The sequence below is a fragment of the Enterobacter cloacae complex sp. FDA-CDC-AR_0132 genome (genome assembly GCF_003010695.1).
Lineage (GTDB): Bacteria > Pseudomonadota > Gammaproteobacteria > Enterobacterales > Enterobacteriaceae > Enterobacter > Enterobacter ludwigii.
In genome coordinates, this window is record NZ_CP027618.1 from 2,666,076 (window position 1) to 2,688,334 (window position 22,259).

At 56.2% G+C, this 22,259-nt stretch carries 23 protein-coding genes and 1 other RNA gene; 15 read left to right on the forward strand and 9 right to left on the reverse strand.

What is annotated here, in order from left to right; genetic code table 11:
* Nucleotides 1-45 precede the first annotated feature (45 nt).
* From AM379_RS12875 to amtB, 4 genes are all read left to right on the forward strand, one after another.
* Nucleotides 46-1,818, forward strand: coding sequence for a SmdA family multidrug ABC transporter permease/ATP-binding protein (locus tag AM379_RS12875; protein ID WP_032681552.1), 1,773 nt, complete (start codon nt 46-48; stop codon nt 1,816-1,818).
* Nucleotides 1,811-3,592 carry a SmdB family multidrug efflux ABC transporter permease/ATP-binding protein gene (locus AM379_RS12880; protein ID WP_020885202.1) on the forward strand — a complete coding sequence of 594 codons (1,782 nt, stop codon included), beginning with the start codon at nt 1,811-1,813 and terminating at the stop codon, nt 3,590-3,592. The genes AM379_RS12875 and AM379_RS12880 overlap by 8 nt, the downstream gene beginning before the upstream one ends.
* A gap of 222 nt (nt 3,593-3,814) precedes the next feature.
* On the forward strand, nt 3,815-4,153 hold the full coding sequence (gene glnK, locus AM379_RS12885; RefSeq protein ID WP_008503304.1) for a P-II family nitrogen regulator: 339 nt from the start codon (nt 3,815-3,817) through the stop codon (nt 4,151-4,153).
* A 35-nt stretch (nt 4,154-4,188) separates the two neighbouring features.
* Entirely contained in the window at nt 4,189-5,475 is a 1,287-nt protein-coding gene (amtB, locus tag AM379_RS12890; RefSeq protein ID WP_020885201.1) for an ammonium transporter AmtB, read from the forward strand.
* Nucleotides 5,476-5,550: 75 nt separating this feature from the next.
* Here amtB and tesB read toward each other — a convergent pair whose 3' ends face one another.
* Nucleotides 5,551-6,411, reverse strand: coding sequence for an acyl-CoA thioesterase II (gene tesB, locus AM379_RS12895; RefSeq protein ID WP_020885200.1), 861 nt, complete (start codon nt 6,409-6,411; stop codon nt 5,551-5,553).
* A gap of 203 nt (nt 6,412-6,614) precedes the next feature.
* Between tesB and AM379_RS12900 the strand changes: the two genes are divergently transcribed.
* The gene (locus tag AM379_RS12900) at nt 6,615-7,142 is read left to right on the forward strand and encodes a YbaY family lipoprotein (RefSeq protein WP_014168885.1); all 528 of its coding nucleotides are present in this window, start codon (nt 6,615-6,617) and stop codon (nt 7,140-7,142) included.
* 30 nt (nt 7,143-7,172) lie between these two features.
* Here AM379_RS12900 and AM379_RS12905 read toward each other — a convergent pair whose 3' ends face one another.
* Nucleotides 7,173-7,484 (reverse strand): MGMT family protein, encoded by a 312-nt coding sequence (locus tag AM379_RS12905; protein WP_025204849.1) that lies wholly within the window; start codon nt 7,482-7,484, stop codon nt 7,173-7,175.
* A 170-nt stretch (nt 7,485-7,654) separates the two neighbouring features.
* Between AM379_RS12905 and ffs the strand changes: the two genes are divergently transcribed.
* From ffs to AM379_RS12920, 3 genes are all read left to right on the forward strand, one after another.
* Nucleotides 7,655-7,751, forward strand: an RNA gene (gene ffs / locus AM379_RS12910) — signal recognition particle sRNA small type.
* 268 nt (nt 7,752-8,019) lie between these two features.
* Complete coding sequence (locus AM379_RS12915; RefSeq protein ID WP_020885198.1) at nt 8,020-8,271, forward strand: hypothetical protein; 252 nt, start codon at nt 8,020-8,022, stop codon at nt 8,269-8,271.
* The gene (locus AM379_RS12920) at nt 8,268-8,483 is read left to right on the forward strand and encodes a hypothetical protein (protein ID WP_014168888.1); all 216 of its coding nucleotides are present in this window, start codon (nt 8,268-8,270) and stop codon (nt 8,481-8,483) included. The genes AM379_RS12915 and AM379_RS12920 overlap by 4 nt, the downstream gene beginning before the upstream one ends.
* A gap of 80 nt (nt 8,484-8,563) precedes the next feature.
* On the opposite strand, the gene yczR is transcribed toward AM379_RS12920, so the two are convergent.
* The gene (gene yczR, locus AM379_RS12925; protein WP_106503769.1) at nt 8,564-9,985 is read right to left on the reverse strand and encodes a MocR-like transcription factor YczR; all 1,422 of its coding nucleotides are present in this window, start codon (nt 9,983-9,985) and stop codon (nt 8,564-8,566) included.
* An 87-nt stretch (nt 9,986-10,072) separates the two neighbouring features.
* Here yczR and yczE point away from each other — a divergent pair, with 87 nt between their 5' ends.
* The 3 genes from yczE to AM379_RS12940 all read left to right on the forward strand — a co-directional run bounded on the left by yczE (nt 10,073) and on the right by AM379_RS12940 (nt 15,029).
* A complete protein-coding gene (yczE, locus tag AM379_RS12930; protein WP_032677524.1) occupies nt 10,073-10,684 on the forward strand; it encodes a membrane protein YczE in 612 nt (203 codons plus the stop codon).
* A 78-nt stretch (nt 10,685-10,762) separates the two neighbouring features.
* Nucleotides 10,763-11,833, forward strand: coding sequence for a LacI family DNA-binding transcriptional regulator (locus tag AM379_RS12935; protein ID WP_106503770.1), 1,071 nt, complete (start codon nt 10,763-10,765; stop codon nt 11,831-11,833).
* A gap of 103 nt (nt 11,834-11,936) precedes the next feature.
* The gene (locus tag AM379_RS12940; protein WP_106503771.1) at nt 11,937-15,029 is read left to right on the forward strand and encodes a beta-galactosidase; all 3,093 of its coding nucleotides are present in this window, start codon (nt 11,937-11,939) and stop codon (nt 15,027-15,029) included.
* Nucleotides 15,030-15,062: 33 nt separating this feature from the next.
* Here AM379_RS12940 and AM379_RS12945 read toward each other — a convergent pair whose 3' ends face one another.
* Entirely contained in the window at nt 15,063-15,869 is an 807-nt protein-coding gene (locus AM379_RS12945; RefSeq protein WP_106503772.1) for a nickel/cobalt efflux protein RcnA, read from the reverse strand.
* Between the two features lie 134 nt (nt 15,870-16,003).
* On the opposite strand from AM379_RS12945, the gene AM379_RS12950 reads away from it, so the two are divergent.
* Entirely contained in the window at nt 16,004-16,276 is a 273-nt protein-coding gene (locus AM379_RS12950; RefSeq protein ID WP_020885193.1) for a metal/formaldehyde-sensitive transcriptional repressor, read from the forward strand.
* Here AM379_RS12950 and AM379_RS12955 read toward each other — a convergent pair.
* A complete protein-coding gene (locus tag AM379_RS12955; RefSeq protein ID WP_047355651.1) occupies nt 16,269-17,834 on the reverse strand; it encodes an EAL domain-containing protein in 1,566 nt (521 codons plus the stop codon). The two genes, AM379_RS12950 and AM379_RS12955, sit on opposite strands and share 8 nt — an antisense overlap.
* A 208-nt stretch (nt 17,835-18,042) precedes the next feature.
* Here AM379_RS12955 and AM379_RS12960 point away from each other — a divergent pair, with 208 nt between their 5' ends.
* A complete protein-coding gene (locus AM379_RS12960) occupies nt 18,043-18,303 on the forward strand; it encodes a type B 50S ribosomal protein L31 (RefSeq protein ID WP_010428154.1) in 261 nt (86 codons plus the stop codon).
* A gap of 2 nt (nt 18,304-18,305) precedes the next feature.
* Nucleotides 18,306-18,446: a type B 50S ribosomal protein L36 gene (gene ykgO / locus AM379_RS12965; RefSeq protein WP_003859006.1), complete on the forward strand. Its 141-nt coding sequence runs from the start codon at nt 18,306-18,308 to the stop codon at nt 18,444-18,446.
* Here ykgO and AM379_RS12970 read toward each other — a convergent pair.
* Nucleotides 18,443-19,153 carry a GNAT family N-acetyltransferase gene (locus AM379_RS12970; protein ID WP_020885191.1) on the reverse strand — a complete coding sequence of 237 codons (711 nt, stop codon included), beginning with the start codon at nt 19,151-19,153 and terminating at the stop codon, nt 18,443-18,445. The genes ykgO and AM379_RS12970 overlap by 4 nt on opposite strands.
* A gap of 100 nt (nt 19,154-19,253) precedes the next feature.
* On the opposite strand from AM379_RS12970, the gene pdxR reads away from it, so the two are divergent.
* A complete protein-coding gene (gene pdxR / locus AM379_RS12975) occupies nt 19,254-20,714 on the forward strand; it encodes a MocR-like pyridoxine biosynthesis transcription factor PdxR (protein WP_106503773.1) in 1,461 nt (486 codons plus the stop codon).
* Here pdxR and AM379_RS12980 read toward each other — a convergent pair.
* From AM379_RS12980 to AM379_RS12990, 3 genes are all read right to left on the reverse strand, one after another.
* Nucleotides 20,686-21,153 carry a YlaC family protein gene (locus tag AM379_RS12980; RefSeq protein WP_020885189.1) on the reverse strand — a complete coding sequence of 156 codons (468 nt, stop codon included), beginning with the start codon at nt 21,151-21,153 and terminating at the stop codon, nt 20,686-20,688. The genes pdxR and AM379_RS12980 overlap by 29 nt on opposite strands.
* Before the next feature lie 117 nt (nt 21,154-21,270).
* The gene (gene maa / locus AM379_RS12985) at nt 21,271-21,822 is read right to left on the reverse strand and encodes a maltose O-acetyltransferase (protein WP_020885188.1); all 552 of its coding nucleotides are present in this window, start codon (nt 21,820-21,822) and stop codon (nt 21,271-21,273) included.
* 209 nt (nt 21,823-22,031) lie between these two features.
* Complete coding sequence (locus tag AM379_RS12990) at nt 22,032-22,250, reverse strand: HHA domain-containing protein (protein WP_014168902.1); 219 nt, start codon at nt 22,248-22,250, stop codon at nt 22,032-22,034.
* Between the last annotated feature and the right edge of the window lie 9 nt (nt 22,251-22,259).

Consider the following 22,259-nt stretch of genomic DNA (forward strand, 5'->3'; position numbering starts at 1 on the left):
TAACTTCCCGGCCTAGCCGGATCCATACCTTCAGGAACAAACCGCGTGCGATTATTTGCCCAATTAAGCTGGTACTTTCGTCGGGAGTGGCAACGCTACCTCGGCGCTGTGGCCCTGCTTATTATCATTGCTATCCTGCAGTTAATTCCACCGAAAGTGGTGGGATACGTGGTGGATGGCGTTACAGAACAGCATTACACCACCGCACGGGTGTTGATGTGGGTCGGCACGCTGGTGCTGACGGCCATCATTGTCTATCTGCTGCGCTACGTCTGGCGGGTACTGCTGTTTGGCGCGTCCTATCAGCTGGCCGTCGAACTGCGTGAAGATTTTTATCGTCAGCTGAGCCGCCAGCATCCCGAGTTCTACCTGCGTCATCGCACCGGGGATCTTATCGCTCGCGCCACCAATGACGTTGACCGCGTCGTGTTTGCCGCCGGGGAAGGGGTGTTAACGCTGGTGGACTCTCTGGTGATGGGCTGTGCGGTTCTGATTGTGATGTCCACCCAGATAAGCTGGCAGCTCACGCTGCTGGCGTTGCTGCCTATGCCGCTGATGGCGCTGGCGATCAACCGCTATGGCGAACAGCTTCATGAGCGCTTCAAGCTGGCGCAGGCGGCGTTTTCCTCGCTGAATGACCGTACGCAGGAGAGCATGACCAGCATCCGCATGATCAAAGCGTTTGGCCTGGAAGATCGACAATCCGCGCTGTTTGCAGCCGATGCCGCCGACACGGGTGCGAAGAACATGCGCGTTGCGCGTATCGATGCGCGGTTTGACCCGACAATCTATGTCGCGATTGGCATGGCAAACCTGCTGGCCATTGGTGGCGGGAGCTGGATGGTGGTGCAGGGCTCGCTAACCCTCGGGCAATTGACCAGCTTTGCCATGTACCTGGGGCTGATGATATGGCCGATGCTGGCACTGGCCTGGATGTTTAACATTGTAGAGCGCGGCAGCGCCGCCTACAGCCGTATTCGCGCGATGCTTGCCGAAGCGCCAGTGGTGAATGACGGTAGCGAATCGGTACCGGAAGGGCGCGGCGTGATGAATGTCGACGTCCGTAAGTTTGTGTATCCGCAAACGGAACATACGGTACTGGAGAACGTCAGCTTTACGCTCAAACCGGGTCAGATGCTCGGTATCTGCGGTCCGACAGGCGCCGGGAAAAGTACCGTACTCTCCCTGATTCAACGTCACTTTGACGTCACGCAGGGCGATATTCGCTTCCATGATATTCCGTTGACGAACCTGCTGCTCGATGACTGGCGCGGTCGTCTGGCGGTGGTCAGCCAGACGCCGTTTCTCTTTTCTGACACCGTGGCGAATAACATTGCCCTCGGACGCCCGGCGGCGACTCAGGAAGAGATTGAGCACGTCGCGCGCCTGGCCAGCGTCCATGACGATATTCTGCGTCTGCCACAGGGCTATGAAACGGAAGTGGGTGAGCGTGGCGTTATGCTTTCCGGCGGGCAAAAACAGCGTCTCTCGATTGCCCGCGCGCTGCTGCTGAATGCCGAAATCCTAATCCTTGATGATGCGCTCTCCGCCGTCGATGGCCGCACCGAGCACCAGATCCTGCATAACCTGCGACAGTGGGGGGATGGAAGGACGGTGATCATCAGTGCACACCGGTTGTCGGCGCTGACGGAAGCCAATGAAATTCTGGTATTACAGCACGGGCACATTGCCCAGCGCGGACAGCATGAACAGCTTGCGGAGCAACCGGGCTGGTATCGCGATATGTATCGTTATCAGCAGCTTGAAGCGGCGCTAGACGACGCCCCGGAACAGGATGAGGAGAACGCTAATGCGTAAGACCGTGACGCAGTGGCCGACGCTAAAACGCCTGCTGGCCTATGGTTCTCCGTGGCGAAAACCGCTTTCACTTGCCGTGCTGTTGCTGTGGATTGCCGCGATTGCAGAAGTGAGCGGTCCGCTGCTCATCAGCTACTTTATCGACAATATGGTGGCGAAAAGCTATTTGCCGCTGGGGCTCGTCGCGGGGTTAGGTGTGGCCTACGTTGGGCTACAGCTGACTGCGGCGTCACTGCATTACGCCCAGTCTCTGCTCTTTAACCGGGCGGCCGTGGGCGTGGTGCAGAAGTTACGTACGGATGTGATGGATGCGGCACTGCGCCAGCCGTTGAGCGAGTTTGATACCCAGCCGGTTGGGCAGGTGATATCCCGGGTGACCAACGATACCGAGGTGATCCGCGATCTGTATGTCACCGTCGTGGCAACCGTGCTGCGCAGCGCAGCGCTGATTGGCGCCATGCTGGTGGCGATGTTCAGCCTCAACTGGCGTATGGCTCTGGTGGCGATCACCATCTTCCCGGCCGTATTGATTGTAATGGTCATCTATCAACGCTACAGCACGCCGATTGTGCGTCGGGTGCGCGCCTATCTGGCCGATATCAACGATGGCTTCAACGAAGTGATCAACGGCATGAGCGTCATTCAGCAGTTCCGCCAGCAGGCTCGCTTTGGTGAACGCATGGGGGAAGCCAGCCGGTCGCACTATATGGCGCGTATGCAGACGCTGCGACTGGACGGTTTCCTGCTGCGTCCGCTGCTGAGCCTCTTCTCGGCGTTGGTTCTCTGTGGCCTGCTGATGCTTTTCGGGATGAGCGCGAACGGAACAATTGAAGTTGGGGTTCTGTACGCTTTTATCAGCTATCTGGGACGCCTTAATGAACCGTTGATAGAACTCACCACCCAGCAATCTATGTTGCAACAGGCCGTGGTGGCGGGGGAGCGCGTGTTCGAACTGATGGACCGGCCACGTCAGACCTACGGCGATGACGAGCGTCCTTTGCAAAGCGGAGAGATTACGTTTGATAAGGTCTCGTTTGCTTACCGTGAAGACCGTCTGGTGTTGCAGGACATCTCTCTTGATGTGCCGTCGCGCGGCTTTGTGGCGCTGGTGGGGCACACCGGTAGCGGCAAAAGTACCCTCGCCAGCCTGTTGATGGGCTATTACCCGGTCAGTCAGGGTGAAATCCGCATTGATGGTCGTCCGCTCGCATCACTGAGCCACAATGTGTTGCGCAAAGGCGTTGCAATGGTGCAGCAAGACCCGGTAGTCATGGCCGATACCTTTTACGCCAACGTCACTCTCGGTCGGGACTATACCCAGCAACAGGTGTGGGATGTGCTGGAAACCGTGCAGCTGGCAGAGCTGGCGCGCGGCTTTAGCGATGGGATCAATACCCGGCTTGGTGAGCAGGGGAATAACCTCTCGGTGGGACAAAAGCAGCTTCTGGCCCTGGCGCGGGTGCTGATTGAAACGCCGCAGGTGCTGATACTCGACGAAGCGACCGCCAGCATCGACTCTGGTACTGAGCAGGCTATCCAGCTGGCGCTGGCCGCGGTGCGTGACCACACGACGCTGGTGGTTATCGCACACCGTCTTTCAACGATTGTCGACGCAGACACCATCCTGGTGCTGCACCGTGGTCAGGCCGTTGAACGCGGTACGCACCGGGAGCTGCTCGAAGCAAAAGGGCGCTACTGGCAGATGTATCAGCTGCAGCTGGCCGGTGAAGAGCTGGCCGCCAGCGTGCGTGAGGACGAATCCCTCAGCGCCTGATGCACCAAAATAAGGCAGCGCGCTAACAGTCATTACTGTTGGTGCAAAACTGAAACGCACCGTGCACTGTCATGGTGCGTTTTTTTTCACCGGTTCGTTAAACATGCTCGTGTAATGCTCATTGCAGCGCGTTTCCCTCAGGTTTTCATTTCTGGCACACCCCTTGCAATGTCTTCTGCGTATTAGCGGCGGCCATTACCGAATTCTGACTGGAGGGGATCTATGAAGCTGGTTACGGTTGTAATCAAACCATTCAAACTCGAAGACGTGCGTGAAGCATTGTCTTCCATGGGTATTCAGGGACTGACTGTCACCGAAGTGAAAGGCTTTGGTCGTCAGAAGGGTCATGCCGAGCTTTACCGCGGGGCAGAATACAGCGTTAACTTCCTGCCAAAAGTAAAAATTGATGTCGCGATTGCTGATGACCAGCTTGATGAAGTTATTGATGTCATTAGCAAAGCGGCCTACACCGGCAAAATTGGCGACGGCAAAATTTTCGTTGCCGAATTGCAGCGCGTCATTCGCATCCGTACCGGCGAATCTGACGAAGCGGCACTGTAAGTAACTCCTGGCACACAGTGATAGGGATCGAGAAAATGAAGATAGCAACAATCAAAACGGGTCTGGGTTCGCTGGCACTGCTGCCGGGCCTGGCACTGGCTGCCCCTGCGGTGGCAGACAAAGCCGATAACGCCTTTATGATGATCAGCACCGCGCTGGTGCTGTTCATGTCCATTCCGGGCATTGCGCTGTTCTATGGCGGCCTGATCCGTGGCAAAAACGTTCTCTCCATGCTGACGCAGGTTGCCGTCACGTTCGCGCTGGTTTGCGTGTTGTGGGTGGTCTACGGTTACTCTCTGGCCTTCGGCACGGGCAATGCGTTCTTCGGAAACTTTGACTGGGTCATGCTGAAAAACATCGAACTGACCGCACTGATGGGCAGTTTCTATCAATATATTCACGTTGCCTTCCAGGGCTCGTTCGCCTGTATCACCGTCGGGCTGATCGTCGGGGCGCTGGCTGAGCGTATTCGCTTCTCCGCCGTACTGATCTTCGTGGTGGTCTGGCTGACGCTCTCCTATGTGCCGATTGCGCACATGGTCTGGGGTGGCGGTCTGCTGGCGAGCCATGGCGCGCTGGACTTCGCAGGCGGTACTGTTGTACACATCAACGCCGCGGTGGCGGGCCTGGTAGGGGCATACCTGATTGGCAAACGCGTGGGCTTCGGTAAAGAAGCGTTCAAACCGCACAACCTGCCGATGGTCTTTACCGGTACAGCGATCCTTTACTTTGGCTGGTTCGGCTTCAACGCCGGTTCAGCAAGCGCAGCAAACGAAATCGCCGCGCTGGCCTTCGTGAACACGGTTGTGGCCACGGCGGGTGCGATCCTCTCATGGGTGTTTGGTGAGTGGGCGGTACGCGGTAAGCCTTCACTGCTGGGTGCCTGTTCAGGTGCAATTGCCGGTCTGGTTGGTATCACGCCAGCTTGTGGCTACGTTGGTGTTGGCGGCGCGCTGCTTGTCGGGCTGGTTGCTGGTCTGGCGGGTCTGTGGGGTGTGACGGCGCTGAAACGTGTTCTGCGCGTCGATGACCCGTGCGATGTCTTCGGTGTACACGGCGTCTGCGGCATCGTCGGTTGTATCATGACCGGTATCTTCGCGGCGAAATCGCTGGGCGGCGTGGGTTACGCAGAAGGCGTCACCATGGTTCACCAGGTGCTGGTGCAGCTGGAAAGTATTGCCATCACCGTCGTATGGTCTGCCGTTGTGGCCTTCATCGGCTATAAGCTGGCGGATATGACCGTCGGTCTGCGTGTTCCGGAAGAGCAGGAACGCGAAGGTCTGGACGTCAACAGCCACGGCGAGAATGCGTACAACGCCTGATAAGCAAAACGGCAACCCAGGGTTGCCGTTTTCGTTTTGTTCCCTCTCCCGTCGGGAGAGGGCCGCAGTACAGCATCACCCGCGGTTACGCATTACCCCTTCCTGCACCGTCGACGCGACCAGCACGCCATCCTGAGTGTAAAACTCACCGCGCACAAAGCCGCGCGCGCTTGACGCCGAGGTACTCTCCACGCTGTAGAGCAGCCACTCGTTCATGTCGAACGGACGATGGAACCACATGGAGTGATCGATGGTGGCCACCTGCATCCCTTTTTCAAGGAAGCCCACGCCGTGCGGCTGCAGCGCCACCGGCAGGAAGTTGAAATCTGAAGCATAACCCAGCAAATACTGATGAACGCGGAAATCCGCGGGTACGGTACCGTTAGCGCGGATCCAGACCTGGCGCTTTGGCTCGGCCGTGTGGCCTTTCATCGGGTTATGGAATTCGACAGGGCGGATCTCAAGTGGTTTATCGCAGAGAAACTTCTCCTTTACCTGCGGTGGAAGCAGATGCGCCAGCGCACGAGCGATATCGGTCTCGGATTTGAGATCGTCTGGCGACGGCGCGGGTGGCATCGTTTTCTGATGCTCATAACCCGGTTCCGGCGCCTGGAACGAGGCGGTCATGTAAAAGATAGGCTTGCCATTCTGAACCGCCGCGACACGACGCGCGCTAAAGCTGTTGCCATCCCGCAATACCTCAACGTCATATACGATGGGTTTCGCGCTATCACCAGGGCGTAAGAAGTAGCTGTGAAATGAGTGCACCAGACGGTCTGCAGGGACGGTCTCCTTTGCTGCGTAGAGCGCTTGTCCTACGACTTGCCCGCCGAAGACCTGGCGTAAGCCGAGATCTTCGCTCTGTCCGCGAAAGAGTCCTTCCTCAATTTTTTCCAGATTCAGTAATGTCAGCAGATTGTTCAGTGCCTGACTCATAGTTGTCCTCAATAAACGCCGTAGCGAAAGATAGGCAGAGTATAACGCAGAAATGAAAGTGGTCCGATGGGTAGAATAATCTGAATATCTGGACGATTTTAGGCATAAATCAGTGATCTGTGCCAAACTTACCTGTGTTATGTGATTGAAACGACATCGGATGGGATCGATCCCGCTGGTGCATTGATGATAAGGAGACTTCAATGAAACTCGTGCCCATGCTAAGTGGTGTAGCAATTGCGGTGGCGTTGTCCGCCTGTGCAGGAAAGAGCGCCCAGGTGCCGGTGCCAGCAGCAGATCCAAACGGGATTAATACACTCTCACAGCAGTCCATTCAGCAGCCTAACGTTTCCGGGACTATCTGGATTAAACAGAAAGTCGCGTTACCGCCAGATGCGGTATTAACGGTAACCCTGTCTGATGCTTCCCTGGCAGACGCGCCGTCTAAAGTATTGGCCCAGCGTGCCGTGCGTACGGAAGGTAAGCAGGCACCGTTTAGCTTCGTGTTGCCGTATAACCCATCAGACGTGCAGCCTAATGCCCGTATCCTCCTGAGCGCAGCAGTAACGATCAACGATAAACTGGTGTTTATCACCGATACGGTGCAGGAAGCGATTAACCACGGCGGGACAAAAGTTGACCTGAACCTGGTTCCGGTACAGCAAACCGAAGTGCCGGTTGCGCCACAGACTAACCAACCGTCTCTGCCAACCCCTCCGACCCAGATGTAACGCTTTAAACCCTCTCCTTCGGGAGAGGGTTTAATACACCCAGCGGTACTTTTGCAAATCAATCTGCCCTGATCCCGACACCTGCACCCCTTCTGACAGTAACGCCTGACGCTGGCGCTGCAAATCCGGCCCGGTCAACGAGATCGCCCCATGACGATTTACCACCCGATGCCAGGGCAGGGTGCTTCCTTCCGGCAACCTTTTCAGTACGCCACCGACCTGCCGCGCCGCACGCGGGGAACCGGCCAGACGCGCTACGTCGCCATAGGTGGTGACATAACCTTCCGGCACAGAGGCCACAATTTGCCATACGCGTTGTGGAAAGGAGTCATGTTCGTCCATACGTCTACCTGTGGGGAATGTCTGGACAGTCATGTTAAACGAAGATAAACCCAATTGCTGCGCCAGTTTGCGCAAGAAACCAGCATCCAGTTGCGGGTCGCTTGCAATTGGCGGTAAGCACAGAGATAATGCGCCAGCGCGTTGGTTATCAACGCTCTCAATGGGGGCTCTGTTGGTTCTCCCGCAACGCTACTCTGTTCACCAGGTCAGGTCCGGAAGGAAGCAGCCAGGGCAGACGACGTGTGTGCCGGGATGTAGCTGGCAGGGCCCCCACCCATTTCTGCTCTCATCAACACTCTCCCTGTTTCTCTTCGCTTCGAATAGCCTTTAATCCACAACGTTATTAGGACTTTACTGACTGCATGTAATATATATTTCATTGCATTGAAATATTACTGTCATAAACCTGTAATAATAGACTGTCATTTTAATATCGGATGTCTTTTTTCTGTCATAACTTAAAAATATATATCTGGATAACATTGGTAAGTTCGTGTATTAAATAAAGTACTTATTCCGAAGGGAAGTGACAAACATGGCTACTGCGGTGTTAAACGTTAAGATTGATCAAGCGCTAAAAGAAAGACTTCGCCACTATGCTGAAGTTAATAACGAGAATTTAAGCGTGACGACAGAGAAACTGCTGCTGCTGGCATTCGAAGCGGTAGAAGAGGCGGGAGTATCGGAAGAGGATATTGATAACCAGCATACGGAAGAAGAGAGTGTTTCTCCATTTACTCCTAAAGAAATCAAGGCTCTACGTAAAATTCTTAAGAAGAGAAAATGAAACAACAACTGTCAACTGCCAGTGACTACAACGAGGCCTGCGATCTGTTGCGTTCAGGCTACGTGAAGCATGTACGTCTTGGCTGGAATGTAGGAAGTGATGAGTTCTTTCGTATTGCGTCTGACTGGTGTGATACCGGCGCAAAAATAAAGAAAGACGGTGAAAATTTCGTTATTTCACTGAAAGGTTTTCCTATTCCTCCTCAGCACTAAATCCTGAATTGTGAAAACTGCTGACTGTATCTGTGACAGTCAGCAGTTTTTATTTTATGATCCACTTCAAATTTTTTATATCAAACCAGACTTCTTTTTATTGATGGCACGTTTTTATTCAGGGCGAGCCACAAGGGTTTAATTCTCAGAAACGCCTGTTCAAGCTCAGCCGGATCGAGTGAAAAGGGCATACGTAAATACCGATCAAACGCACCCGATAAACCAAACCGCGTGCCGGTCCCCAGGTTGATTCCCAGTATCTCTGCGCGTGCAGCAAGTTGTGTTGCCAGCATCCCCGGCAGTTCAATCCAGTAGGAAAGCCCGCCTTCCGCTTCATGGAATGTCCATTCAGGGAAGTGCTCGCGCAACAGCGCGCCGCATTGATCTCGCCGTTCTGCCAGCATCTTCCGGCGAGCGGGCAAAAACGTTTCGCTGTTATTGATAAGCCACAGCGTCGCCAGCTGTTCGAGCATGGGCGATCCTAAATCCAGGGTATCCCGCGTCTGGGCAAGCGTAGCGATGGTGCGCGAGGAGGCACGGATCCAGCCAAGACGAAGGCCGCCCCAGAAACTTTTTCCGGCAGAGCCTAACGTTATCACGGTGGCCTGCGGGTTGAATGACGCCAGCGGCGGCGGCGGGGGCGAGTCAAACCACAGATCCACCATCGTTTCATCTACTACCAGCGTCGTGCGGGTTTGCGCGGCAATCTCGGTGATTGCCTGACGGGTGGGAATATCCATGCATCGCCCGGTAGGGTTATGAAAATCGGGCATCAGGTAGGCCAGGCGCGGCGCTGTCTGGGCAAGCGTTGCGGCAAACCCATGGGTATCCCAGCCCGTTTCCGGCAGCGACACGCCCACTGGACGGCACTGCGCCCCCTGAATGGCGGCGATCGCCAGCGGGTAAGTGGGATGATCGACCACGACGCGATCCCCCGGGCCGGTCATCATCCGCAGGACCAGCGCAAAACCGCTGACCGCGCCATTGACCACCATTACCTCGTCTGTCCGGGTCGGAAGCCCCCGCGCGGTATAGCGTGCGGCGATGGCTTCCCGCAGCGCCGGCAACCCAAGCTGATCGTAACCCGTAAGCGAGAGATGTTGCGTAATGGCCGTGAGCGCATGGGTATAGGCCTGGTGGATCTCAGGCCCGGCATTGAGCGCCGCGGTGGAGAGATCCAGCGCGGCACTGGCTGCTGAAAGGGTTGGCACGGCGCGTGTGTCGGGCAGGATCACGCGTGAACCGCTGCCGTGGCGGCTTTCAAGATAACCTTCCTCACGCAGATGGGCGAGCGCGCTGCTGATGGTGGTCCGGCTCACATCCAGCGCAGTGGCCAGCTCCCGCTCGCCGGGTAGACGGGTGTTAAGCGCCAGCCGGCCATCAAGAATTAACAGGCGTAACGCATCCGCCAGCTGACGCCAGAGCGGGGTTCGGGACGAGGTTTGTTGCCAGTGGCCTAACAGGCGTACCAATGACTGGCTTCCGAAGCGGCGAGATGACATGTGCAGTCCACTATTTGAAAACTGGACATTAATCATAATGCCATTTTCGCTCAAGATGAAAGCCTGGTTCACTGGAGAAGATAAAAAATGGTACGTCGTCTGCTACAACTGTATGTCGGTTTAGGGCTGTATGGGCTTTCAACCACGATGTTTATTCGATCGGATCTGGGGCTCGATCCGTGGGACGTCTTCCACCTGGGCGTGGCGATCCAGCTGGGGTTGAGCATTGGGATGGTGATTATTTTAACCGGTGCGGCGGTACTCCTGCTGTGGATCCCGCTGCGTCAGATGCCTGGTCTGGGAACCCTCAGTAACGTGATTATTATTGGCCTGGCGGCTGATGCCTCCATGGCCCTGATCCCCGAGGTGACCTCGCTGCCCCTGCGTATCGCGCTGCTGGTGGCCGGAATTGTCGTGAACGCGATAGCCACCGGTATGTATATCGGTGCCGGTTTCGGGGCGGGCCCGCGCGACGGTCTCATGACCGGGATCCATGCCCGTATGGGATGGTCCATCCGCAGTGTACGTACCTCGATTGAAGTGTCCGTGCTGCTGATTGGGTGCATGCTGGGCGGAACGTTCGGGATAGGCACCGTCGCGTATGCTCTGACCATTGGCCCGCTTATCCAGATCTGCTTGCCTCTGTTCCGTTATAAGCCGCGCGTTGAGAAGACTCCCCAGCCGGAGCGGGTTGTTTAATTCTGCGAAGCGCTCACATGTTTTCATGGCGTCGCTGTGTCAGAATAGTGGCCTTCGAATAACGCGATGCCAGAATGCATGAAAGCAATCACTCTTTATGATGTTGCCCTCCTTGCGGGGGTTTCTTATCAGACCGTTTCCCGTGTGATTAACGACGCGGAGCATGTCTCTGCCCGCACGCGGGAAAAGGTGCAGCAGGCGATGGCGGAACTGCACTACGTCCCCAATCTCAGGGCACAACAGCTGGCGGGTAAACGTACCCGTACGCTTGGTCTTATTACTACCGATCTGGCGCTGCACGCCCCTTCGCAAATTGTTTCGGCGGTAAAATCCCGGGCGGTTGAGCAGGGGGCGAGCGTGCTTATCTCAATGGTGGAACATCCACAGCAGTGCCAGTCTGCCCTTCAGGCGTTGCTGGCGCAGCGTGTGGAAGCTCTGCTGGTGAATGTGCCGCTGGAGGATCCTCATGCTGAAGCGCTGAAAGCCCTCGCATCGCCCATTCCGGTGCTGTTTCTGGATGTCTCGCCCTCGGCTCAGGTAAACAGCCTTGTGTTTAATGCAGAGCAGGGGGCTCGTCTCGGGATTGAGCATCTGCTTTCGCTGGGGCATGAGCGTATAGCGCTGCTGAGCGGACCGGAGAGCTCTGTCTCTGCCCGGGCACGTCTCGCAGGCTGGAACGCCACGCTGGCACAGGCCGGGCTTGAGGCTGTCGCGGTGGCGCACGGCGACTGGAGTGCGGCAAGCGGCTATGAGAAAGGACATTTGCTGTTATCTGCCGCGCAACTCCCGGATGCGATAGTGGTCGCGAACGACCAAATGGCGCTGGGGGTGATGCGCGCCTGTGCTGAAAAAGGGACTGCGATCCCGGGCCAGATGTCGGTTGTCGGGTTCGACGATACGGCAGACAGCGCCTGGTTTTCTCCCCCACTGACCACTATTCGCCAGGCTTTTCGCGAGGCCGGCGAGCGAAGCGTGGAGTGGCTGCTGGCGCCAGTTGAGGGTGACGCATGCTGGCAGGTTCAGCTTCCGGTGACGCTGGTGACCCGCCATTCTACCGCTCGCCACGATCCGCAGCAGATCGAACGCGAGGAACTGGCACAGCAGCTCAGGAGCCTGGCGTTAGCGGCTGAGCAACTTGCCCGCCGGTAAGACTTTTGTGATCTGACTCGCTACCCCGCGATCCGACGCTTTACCGCACCCGGTAGCCAGGGCATGTTAGCTAAAATTGTGAGCGCTTCGCAAAGAGGTTAATATGTCCAATACTCCATCGCTGACTCTCAGCGCACTTCTGGCTCGTCGGGACTGGGAAAATCCCGGAGTCACCCAGTGGAACCGCCTGGCAGCACATGCTCCCTTGCACAGCTGGCGTGACGAACACTCCGCCAGAGAAGACGGGGGAACCGTCAGCCGGCGCCTCCTTAACGGGGAGTGGCGTTTTAGCTTCTTTCCTGCACCAGAGCAGGTTCCTTCGGTATGGGTCAGTGAAGATTGCGCCGATGCCGTGCTGATGCCCCTGCCCTCTAACTGGCAGATGCAGGGGTTCGACACGCCCATCTACACCAACGTGACCTATCCGATCCCCGTAAACCCACCGTTTGTGCCGCAAGAAAACCCAACAGGTTGTTACTCGCTCACATTTGAGATGGATGATGCCTGGCTGCTGAGCGGCCAAACCCGCATTATCTTCGATGGCGTGAATTCGGCGTTTCATCTGTGGTGTAACGGTCAGTGGATCGGTTATTCACAGGACAGCCGACTGCCCGCCGAATTCGATCTTTCTACGGTGCTGCGTCCTGGCCAGAACCGCATTGCGGTCATGGTGTTGCGCTGGTGCGACGGGAGCTATCTGGAAGATCAGGACATGTGGCGCATGAGCGGGATTTTCCGCGATGTGTCGCTGCTGCATAAGCCAGAGACGCACATTGCCGATTATCAGGTTGTGACTGACCTGAATGCGGAGCGGGATCGCGCGGTGCTGAAGGTGGATCTCGCGCTCGCAGGCGCACAGTTTGCGGAGTGTGAGGTGGCGTTTACCCTGTGGCGCAACGGCGAAAAATGCGCCAGTGCCACCGGGCGGGCGGGCACTGCCGTTGTCGATGAGCGCGGCGGCTGGGCCGAGCGGCTAACGGTGACGCTCCCCGTTGAAGCGCCCGCCTTGTGGAGTGCGGAAACGCCGGAACTTTATCGCCTGACGATGACCCTTCTGAACGCGCAGGGTGAGGTGCTGGAAACGGAGGCCTGCGATGTGGGGTTCCGCCGCATAGAGATCAGCAATGGCCTGCTGAAGCTCAACGGTAAACCCCTGCTGATCCGCGGCGTTAACCGGCATGAGCATCACCCGGAAAACGGTCAGGTGATGGATGAAGCGACGATGCGCCGCGATATCGAACTCATGAAGCAGCATAACTTCAACGCCGTGCGTTGCTCGCACTATCCGAACCATCCGCTGTGGTACACGCTTTGCGACCGCTATGGTTTGTATGTCGTCGACGAAGCCAATATTGAAACCCACGGCATGGTGCCGATGAGTCGCCTTGCTGACGATCCGCGCTGGCTCCCTGCCATGAGCGAACGCGTCACCCGCATGGTGCAGCGCGACCGCAATCATCCTTCGATTATCATCTGGTCGCTGGGGAATGAGTCCGGCCATGGCGCGAACCATGACGCACTGTATCGCTGGCTGAAAACCACCGATCCGACGCGTCCGGTGCAGTACGAAGGCGGTGGGGCGAATACGGCAGCGACCGATATCGTGTGCCCGATGTATGCCCGGGTCGATCAGGATCAGCCCTTCCCGGCGGTACCGAAATGGTCTGTTAAAAAATGGATCGGCATGCCGGATGAAACGCGTCCGCTTATTCTCTGTGAATACGCCCACGCGATGGGGAACAGCTTCGGTGGTTTTGCCAAATACTGGCAGGCGTTTCGCCGCCATCCTCGCCTGCAGGGGGGATTTGTCTGGGACTGGGTTGACCAGGCGCTGACCAGAAAAGACGAAAATGGCACACCGTTCTGGGCCTACGGGGGAGACTTTGGCGACACGCCCAATGACCGCCAGTTCTGCCTTAACGGGCTGGTTTTTCCCGATCGCACACCGCATCCGGCACTGTATGAAGCCCAGCGCGCTCAGCAGTTTTTCACGTTTACGCGGATAAGTACGTCTCCGTTGGTGCTTGAAGTCCACAGCGATTACCTGTTCCGTCATACCGATAACGAGGTGCTGCGCTGGACCCTTGTCCGTGACGGCAGCGTGCTGGCCAGGGGGGACGTGACGCTCTCCATTGCTCCCCAGGGCACACAGCGTCTGGACATCGACCTGCCAGCGCTGGCGCCTGAAGCGGGTGACGTCTGGCTGAACGTTGAAGTGCACCAGCCGCGGGCGACGCCGTGGTCACCGGCAAACCATCGCTGCGCGTGGGAGCAGTGGCCGGTTCCGACTCCCCTGTATATCGCCCCGCCAGCACCGGAAGGTGTACCGCCGGTGTTAACGCAAACTGGCGACGTGCTTGAGCTGGTGCATCAGCAGCAACGCTGGCAGTTCAACCGCGCGTCAGGACACCTGACGCAATGGTGGCGCAATGGCGTTGAAACGCTGCTCTCACCGCTGACGGATAACGTCAGCCGCGCACCGCTGGACAATGATATTGGCGTGAGCGAGGCCACGCGAATCGATCCGAATGCGTGGGTGGAGCGCTGGAAAGCGGCAGGCATGTACGAGCTCACCTCGCGATTACTGCACTGTGAAGGAGAGCAGCATGCAGCCGAGGCGGTGGTGAAAACCCTGCATGTCTGGGAGTATCGCGGTAAGGCGCTGTTCCTGAGCCGTAAAGTCTGGCGGGTGGACGATAGGGGCGTTTTGCATGGCGATATTCAGGTCGATATTGCGTCTGATATCCCGGAACCGGCACGCGTAGGCCTGAGTGTTCACCTTGCCGCAACGCCGGAAACGGTTCAGTGGCTGGGGCTTGGGCCACATGAAAATTACCCGGACAGAACGCTGGCGGCTCAGCAGGGGCGCTGGACATTACCGCTGGAAGCCATGCACACGCCTTACATCTTCCCGACAGAAAATGGTCTGCGCTGTGATACCCGTGAACTGCTGCTGGGCGCGCATCGGCTGAATGGCCTGTTCCATTTCTCCGTCAGCCGCTACAGCCAGCAGCAGTTGCATGAGACAACTCACCATCATCTGTTGCGCGAGGAGCCGGGGTGTTGGCTTAACCTGGACGCGTTCCATATGGGCGTGGGCGGTGATGACTCGTGGAGCCCCAGCGTCTCGCCGGAATTTATTCTGCAGAAACGCCAGCTTCGCTATACCTTCAGCTGGCAGCAGAACCCTGACTGAGCAAAGAGGCGGCCACAGCAGTGGCCGCCTCGCTTACGCCAGGATACCGCTCAGGCCGTGCAGGCTCATGTAAATCCCGACCACAGTAATCAGGGCAGCGGAGATCCACGGTGCTTTTCGTGAAAACTCGCTGAAACCCGGCCAGCGTTTTGTCGCATGCTTAAGGCTCAGAGCGGCAATCGCACCGGAAGCGACCAGCGTTAACGCCAGACCAATACTGAAGCTGAATACCAGCGTTGCGCCGAGGGCAAAATGCTTCAGCTGCAGGCAGATGAGCAGGACCGTGATTGAGGCCGGGCAGGGGATAAGCCCTCCGGTCAGACCAAACAGTGCAATTTGTCCGGTGGTAACGTTCTGGCCGTTGAAGCGGCGGTTAATATCCTGCGCATGCGCGCGCTGGTGGGCGTCCTGCCACTCTTCTTCAACCAGTGGATGCCCATGGTCGTGATGATCATGATGGTGGTCATGGTGATCGTGATGATGGTGGTGATCGTGTGGCCGACTCTCCTTCCAGGTTCGCCAGGCCATCCACAGGGCGATCAGCACGATCAGTATCCCCGAGACCAGCTGGAACCAGGGCTCAGACGTATGCGCATCCCAGCCCCGGCCAAACCATAATCCTGCCATGGCAATGATCCAGACCACCGCCGTATGGGAAAGCGTTGCCGCCAGACCAAGCAACACCGCCTGTTTCAGCGTACCGCGAATAGCCACAATAAACGCGGCCATCATCGTTTTGGAGTGGCCCGGCTCCAGGCCATGCAGCGCGCCGAGGAGGATAGCGCTGGGTACAAACAGCCAGGCATTGCCCTGCTGGAGGAGTGAAGCAAAATCGTTCATGGAAAATTCCGGAGTGGAAAGCGTGTTCAGATACTACTCCCCCCCAGTAGTCTAATACTACCCCCCAGTAGAAAAATACTCAGGGGGAGTAGAGCATGATATGCTTTAAAAGCCATACGATGAGGGAGACAGAGATGTCACATACGGTTCGCGACAAGAAGATGTTATTGACTCGCCTGAAGAAAATTCAGGGGCAAAGCGCTGCCCTGGAAAAAATGCTCAATAGCGACCACGAATGCGCCGACGTGTTACAACAGCTGGCGGCGATCCGCGGCGCGGTAAACGGCATGATGATGCAGGTGATCGAAGGTCATCTCACCGATCATGTGGTGAAAGAGCCTGAAGAAGCTCAGCGCGAAGCCGATCTTGGCGTCGTGTTACAGGTGATCAAATCCTATCTTAAGTAGGATGTGTTTTGAGGTTATCTTCCGCCCAAAGAATAAAGTCCGCTTTCGGCAACGCCTTGCTGTAGTACCAACCCTGCCCATACTGCACGCCGTGACGACGTAGCCAGGCGAGTTGCCCTTCGGTCTCCACGCCTTCCGCAACCATCGCCAGCTTCAGCGATTTTGCCATTTCAATAATGTGTGGCGTCACGTTTTTATATTCCAGTGCATCCACAAACGCTTTATCAATTTTTAGCGTGTCGACATCCAGATCCTGCAGGTAGCTCAGGCTGGAATAGCCCGTACCGAAATCATCAATATAGATTGCGTGGCCTGAATGACGAAAGGCGGCGATGGCCGGTGCGCTGATTTTAGGATCGGCAAAGCCGCGCTCGGTTAACTCAAGGGCGATCTGTTGCGGATGGACTTTCCACTTATTCATTAAGTGACTCAGCAGTGGCGGGAGTTTTCCCGAGGTCAAATCGGCCGGCGCGAGGTTAATGGAAATATGCTGCCCGGCGTGAAGGTGCAGCCAGTAGCCCATATCCTCAAACACCTTTTCAATGACCAAATGCGTCAGCTGCGAGATGAGCCCCGTTTGCTCAGCAAGCGGCACAAAAATATCCGGTGAAAGGCTGCTCCCGTCAGGCTGGGGCCAGCGGGTTAGCGCCTCTGCGCCCACAATCTTCCCGCTAGAGAGTTCAATAATGGGCTGGTAATGCACCACAAATTCCCGGTTATTGATGGCGTCAAGCAGGCGGTTGCGTGGCGACTGGATGCGACGCAGCAGTCGCAAAACAAAGAGTGCGGCAAGCAGGCTTATCAGTATGCCGAACGGCAGCCAGATAAGAAGTTGCTTGTGCCAGGTTTCAGCCAGCGGTTTTAACGCCGCCCAGGCGACCACCGTAAACCCCAGTTCAGGAACAGGCTTCATGATGTATATCGAGCCGTTGTACTGAATACGGGTGACGCCCTGGTCCTTAACCAGATTGCGGATATGCGGATCGAGCTTGCTGCTGCTGGCAAAAATGAGATGTGATTTGCTGCCCACCAGGGCGGCATCTGTGGCGATCTCACCAAAAGGGATCACATCGACAAGCGAGGCAGGATCCACCAGCACCAGATAGTGGCCCCGACCCAGGACCGCCATGTAGCGGCTAAAACCGAGATCGTTTTGCGTGGTGAGCCATGCGCCATAACCATCTTCCGTGATTCGCATGGGCGGCGGGAAAGGGGCCGACTGACTGGTTTGTTCCAGGGACGAGCAAAGGGGTTCAAGATTGTTGATATAAATAACTTCCTGAACATAACGCCATGAAAAAGCGACCCGCCGCATCTCCCTTAAATGCATAACGCTACAGGGGATCCCTTTAAAGGTCTGCAGGCTGTTGAGCGCTTCTTTAGCATCATCCACCACCCTGGCGGTACGTATCAGCACGCGTGAGGCATAGCTATCCAGCGCATCGACAAACTTATCTTCCGCCTGGCGATGTGCCAGCCAGATGCTCAGGCTAATCGGAACCAGCACCGCAATGATAAGTACGCCGGTCACCAGACTGACCAGATGTCGGGTTTTCATGGTGCTGTTTCCTTCCTCTTATGCCCGCTCCTGGGCGCTGAAAAACCTGCCAGAGGAGAAAGATTTTACCGCTAAATGATAAAGTTATAGCACGCGCAGGTCATGATTTACGGCACAACAGAAAATATCGTCGGGGCAGAGGGGTTGTTTTTTCAGCAGGGGTTAGATATTATTTTGTTATGTTATAACAAAACATAAAGAGTTTACGATGAAACCAGATATCCACCCAGCCTATCGCACCGTGGTGTTCCACGACACCAGTGCTAATGAATACTTTAAAGTCGGCTCAACCATTAAGACCGACCGCGAAATTGAACTCGACGGTGAAACATATCCGTATATCACCATCGAGGTCTCTTCAAAATCGCACCCGTTCTACACCGGCAAGCAGAAAACGTTCTCGACGGATGGCAGTGCGGCGCGCTTCCGTAAGCGTTTCGGCGGCTTTCTTAATGCGAAGCGGGGATAACCATGCAGGTACTTAACTCATTGCGCAGTGCAAAACAGCGTCACCCGGATTGCCAGATAGTCAAACGCAAGGGACGCTTATACGTGATTTGCAAATCCAATCCGCGCTTTAAGGCGGTTCAGGGACGTAAGAAAAGACGCTAGACGCGTGTTTCGCGCCAGCTTTCCAGGGATCTTTTTTGGTTGCCATCGGCAGTAAAATTGTCGGTGGCAAGCCAGCCTTCAAAGGCACTCGCCAGCGCCGGCCACTCTTTGTCGAGAATTGAAAACCAGTCGGTATCCCGGTTATGACCTTTCGTGACCAGCGCCTGACGAAAACGCCCCTCAAACTGAAAGCCAAGACGCAGTGCCGCCTTGCGCGAAGGCGCGTTCAGGCTGTTGCACTTCCACTCGTATCGACGATACCCAAGGGTGTCGAACACGTATCGCATCAGCAGATATTGCGCTTCCGTCGACATCGGCGTGCGGCTGAGCAGCGGGGAGAAATGAACATGTCCCACCTCCACAACGCCGTTGGTTGGATCGATCCGCATCAGAGCCAGCGTGCCGACCGGAGACTGGGTCTGGTTGTCGATAACGCTAAAGTGAATCGGATCGGATAAGTCACGCACGCTCTCTACCCACCCTGCAAACGCCTCTGCGCTGGCATCCGGCTCACGCAACAGCCACGTCCAGCTGCGGGTATCTTCGGCCAGAGAATACGCGCTGAACAACGCCTCAGCGTGCTCCACCCGCAGCGGCTCAAGGCGACAATAGTGGCCCTGAAGCACCACACGTGAAGGGTGCTGGCGGGGTTGCCAGTCGATAAGTGCTTCGCCTACTGGCTGTCCAAACTCATTGAATGTTTTCATTTTACTGTCCGTGACGTTGATAAGAACGCCAGACTAGTGAATTACTGGTTCCTTAAAAAGTGCCACTCAGCTATGTTTTGGTGGTACCACGGGAGGCGAGATGAACATACCGGGCGATGAATTTTATACTTTGCTGAATGCCGCGTTGAAAGCGCGGGGGGAAGAGACGCTGCAGCGCGCGCTGTATCATGCATTGCGTGAGGCGATACTGTGCGGCCGGCTACACGCCGGGAGCCGGCTTCCCGGTTCGCGAATGCTGGCTCAGCAGCTCTCGCTTTCACGGAATACCGTCAATGCGGCGCTGGAACAGCTGACGCTCGAAGGGTATCTGCTGCGTAACCGCCAGGGGACGCGGGTGGCGCAGCTGGCGCAGCGTACGCTCGTTCAGGCATTGCCGGACTCTGCCGTCGCGCTCGGCAGCCGGGTCGCCTCGCTGCCTGCGCCGGTGCCGCGTGATACCCCGGTTCCGGCATTTACGCCGGGAACACCGGCCATCAACTACTTTCCCCTGCCGCTGTGGCGGCGCTTGTACGACCGGGTTCTGCGCGAAGAGGGCAGCGCGCTGTTAGGGTATGGCGATCCTGCCGGAGAGCCGTCGCTGCGGGCGGCCATTGCTCGCCACCTTGCCCTTTCGCGCGGCATTGACTGCGATGCCAGTCAGATAGTAATGACCGAAGGTGCGCTTGAGGGGGTAAACCTTTGCACGATGCTGCTGAGCGAACCCGGCAGCGTCGCGTGGGTGGAAGATCCTGGCTATGGTGGGGCTAAAAGCGCCTTTGCCAAAGCGGGCTTAGTCATGACGGGGATGCCGGTTGATGACGAAGGCATGTTCTGGGAAGGGCTGGATACGCCGTCCCCTGCGCTTATTTTCACCTCACCTTCGCACCAGTTTCCGTACGGAAGCGTGCTCAGTGCGCGGCGACGCCTGGCGCTGCTGGATCTGGCCCGGCAGCATAACGCCTGGATTATTGAAGATGATTACGACAGCGAGTTTCGTTATTCCGGTGAGCCCGTGCCCGCAATGCTGGGAATGGTCAACAATGCGCCGGTTGTCTATCTCGGTACCTTCAGCAAAACCCTCTTTCCGTCGCTGAGAATGGGGTTCATGGTGTTACCCCCGGCGCTGGCAAACGCGGCCCGTCCGGCCATTGGCGCGTTGCTGCGTGGCGGGCATCGCGCCGAACAGCGAACCCTGGCGCTGTTTATTGAGGAAGGACATTATGCCCGCCACCTTGCCGCCATGCGCCGGCTCTACCGTAAGCGCTACCGACAGCTGCGTGAGGTGCTGAGTGCTGAGCTTCATACTCCGCATCGCATTCTGGCGGGTGAAGGGGGGATGCATCTGACGCTGTCAATAGACGGCATCGACGACCAAAAAGTGGTCGAGCAGGCGAGGGCGTTTCAGCTGGCACCCGCTGCACTGAGCGGGTATTACCTGGAGCCGAAGCAGGGGCAAACCGGTCTGGTGTTAGGTTACGGCAATACCTCTGCTTCTCAGTTTGTGTCGGGTATCCGACGCATACAGGCTTTAATCACACAGCAGCAGGACGGGAAAGGGTAAAGACATCATAAAAAGAGAGCTGACCTTTGGTGGATACCATCTTCTGCAGCTTCTCTTTTTGCACTGTTTCAACCGCGGGGGAGTGCATGATGCTTTCTATCAGCTCCGGCGGCACGTAACGCGTGTTATACCATTCACCGTTATAGCAAACCCGGAAATCAAGGACGTCGATATCTTCGTAGCGGTAGCGGGGATTAACGTCAAAAAAGAAAAAGGCGTTAAACACCACAAACAGAATGACAAGCAGCCAGACGGAGTCCACCAGAGTTTCGGACTTCAGCATCACAATCAGTGTCGCCAGCCAGGCGGCATACATTGCGACAAACAGTCCAGGGTGTTTGCGAATAAAGCTGATGCTAAAGCGCGGGCGATTGTCGCGCTTTTCGCGGTGATTAAGATCGTCGATGGTGGCAGTAAGCAGGCGCTGTATCTCGGTCATTTTTTGCCTTTATGAGAATTGACAATACAGGATGTCTGCCAATTTTAGGGGAGCCATTTGGCTGAAAAAAGTAACAGTCAGGCGCTAAAAGACCATAACAGTTGACTCCCCGTCACTTTACAGCCGTTTAATGATTGTTGCCGGATTGCCGCCGACGACGACATTCGCCGGGACGTCTTTCGTTACGATAGCGCCGGAGGCCACCACCACATTATCACCCAGCGTAACGCCCGGGTTAATAACCGCACGTCCGCCAATCCAGACGTTGTTGCCGATGGTCACCGGCTTGCCAAACTCCACGCCGCTATTACGCGCGTCGGCGTCCAGCGGATGGGTTGCCGTGTAAATATGCACCCCTGGCGCGAGCATGCAGTTGTCGCCAATATGTATCGGGCAGACATCCAACATAACGCAATCGAAATTGGCGTAAAATTCTTTGCCCAGATAAATGTTATATCCATAGTCACAGCGGAAGCTCGGCTCAATATAGGCCCCTTCGCTTTGCCCGAGGAGTTCCGCCAGAATGTTCTGGCGTTCGAGTTTCTCATCAGGTGCAGTGTGGTTATAACGGTGAACCAGGTGTCGGGCGCGTAATCGGTCGGCCCGTAATGTTTCATCACCAGGGCGGTAATGTTCACCTGCAATCATCTTCTGCTTTTCTATGCTCATTGGGAACCTCACTGGTCGTCTTTACCGTAGGGTAATCGGAACAGGATAACAGGGGAACGTTCCCGGAAAACCACTGTGACTATAATCACAATAATATTGCGGATGAGCACGTTTTACACGGAGACCTGCACTGGGGCAGGAGGGTATAGCCAGAAAGTTGAATACAGCTGAGAAAGTGGCGTAGAACCTCTACAGACACACTTCAAAGATTAACGGACAAATCTCCACACGGACGTTGGGATTTTGTCATACAGCTTATTCATGGTCAGTTCAGCAAGACGGTGGTCAGCCGCTGAATAAAATACCGCCAGTTCATTATCAGAAAGCTCGTATTTATTCTTTTCAATTACACGTTCAAGCGTGTCTATTGACTGACAGCGTCGCAAACGCATCAAATAATCGATTTTTGTGAGTGGTTTTTCAGACATAAATTTACC

What these genes read in the sequence shown, in the direction of transcription:
- amtB (WP_020885201.1), top strand. Translation starts at nt 4,189, where the DNA reads ATGAAGATAGCAACAATCAAAACGGGTCTGGGTTCGCTGGCACTGCTG.
- maa (WP_020885188.1), bottom strand. Translation starts at nt 21,822, where the DNA reads ATGAGCATAGAAAAGCAGAAGATGATTGCAGGTGAACATTACCGCCCT.
- AM379_RS12960 (WP_010428154.1), top strand. Translation starts at nt 18,043, where the DNA reads ATGAAACCAGATATCCACCCAGCCTATCGCACCGTGGTGTTCCACGAC.
- yczE (WP_032677524.1), top strand. Translation starts at nt 10,073, where the DNA reads ATGGTACGTCGTCTGCTACAACTGTATGTCGGTTTAGGGCTGTATGGG.
- AM379_RS12920 (WP_014168888.1), top strand. Translation starts at nt 8,268, where the DNA reads ATGAAACAACAACTGTCAACTGCCAGTGACTACAACGAGGCCTGCGAT.
- AM379_RS12880 (WP_020885202.1), top strand. Translation starts at nt 1,811, where the DNA reads ATGCGTAAGACCGTGACGCAGTGGCCGACGCTAAAACGCCTGCTGGCC.
- AM379_RS12950 (WP_020885193.1), top strand. Translation starts at nt 16,004, where the DNA reads ATGTCACATACGGTTCGCGACAAGAAGATGTTATTGACTCGCCTGAAG.
- AM379_RS12980 (WP_020885189.1), bottom strand. Translation starts at nt 21,153, where the DNA reads ATGACCGAGATACAGCGCCTGCTTACTGCCACCATCGACGATCTTAAT.
- AM379_RS12915 (WP_020885198.1), top strand. Translation starts at nt 8,020, where the DNA reads ATGGCTACTGCGGTGTTAAACGTTAAGATTGATCAAGCGCTAAAAGAA.
- ykgO (WP_003859006.1), top strand. Translation starts at nt 18,306, where the DNA reads ATGCAGGTACTTAACTCATTGCGCAGTGCAAAACAGCGTCACCCGGAT.
- AM379_RS12955 (WP_047355651.1), bottom strand. Translation starts at nt 17,834, where the DNA reads ATGAAAACCCGACATCTGGTCAGTCTGGTGACCGGCGTACTTATCATT.
- yczR (WP_106503769.1), bottom strand. Translation starts at nt 9,985, where the DNA reads ATGTCATCTCGCCGCTTCGGAAGCCAGTCATTGGTACGCCTGTTAGGC.
- AM379_RS12990 (WP_014168902.1), bottom strand. Translation starts at nt 22,250, where the DNA reads ATGTCTGAAAAACCACTCACAAAAATCGATTATTTGATGCGTTTGCGA.
- tesB (WP_020885200.1), bottom strand. Translation starts at nt 6,411, where the DNA reads ATGAGTCAGGCACTGAACAATCTGCTGACATTACTGAATCTGGAAAAA.
- glnK (WP_008503304.1), top strand. Translation starts at nt 3,815, where the DNA reads ATGAAGCTGGTTACGGTTGTAATCAAACCATTCAAACTCGAAGACGTG.
- AM379_RS12905 (WP_025204849.1), bottom strand. Translation starts at nt 7,484, where the DNA reads ATGGACGAACATGACTCCTTTCCACAACGCGTATGGCAAATTGTGGCC.
- AM379_RS12900 (WP_014168885.1), top strand. Translation starts at nt 6,615, where the DNA reads ATGAAACTCGTGCCCATGCTAAGTGGTGTAGCAATTGCGGTGGCGTTG.
- AM379_RS12970 (WP_020885191.1), bottom strand. Translation starts at nt 19,153, where the DNA reads ATGAAAACATTCAATGAGTTTGGACAGCCAGTAGGCGAAGCACTTATC.
- AM379_RS12935 (WP_106503770.1), top strand. Translation starts at nt 10,763, where the DNA reads ATGAAAGCAATCACTCTTTATGATGTTGCCCTCCTTGCGGGGGTTTCT.
- AM379_RS12945 (WP_106503772.1), bottom strand. Translation starts at nt 15,869, where the DNA reads ATGAACGATTTTGCTTCACTCCTCCAGCAGGGCAATGCCTGGCTGTTT.
- pdxR (WP_106503773.1), top strand. Translation starts at nt 19,254, where the DNA reads ATGAACATACCGGGCGATGAATTTTATACTTTGCTGAATGCCGCGTTG.
- AM379_RS12940 (WP_106503771.1), top strand. Translation starts at nt 11,937, where the DNA reads ATGTCCAATACTCCATCGCTGACTCTCAGCGCACTTCTGGCTCGTCGG.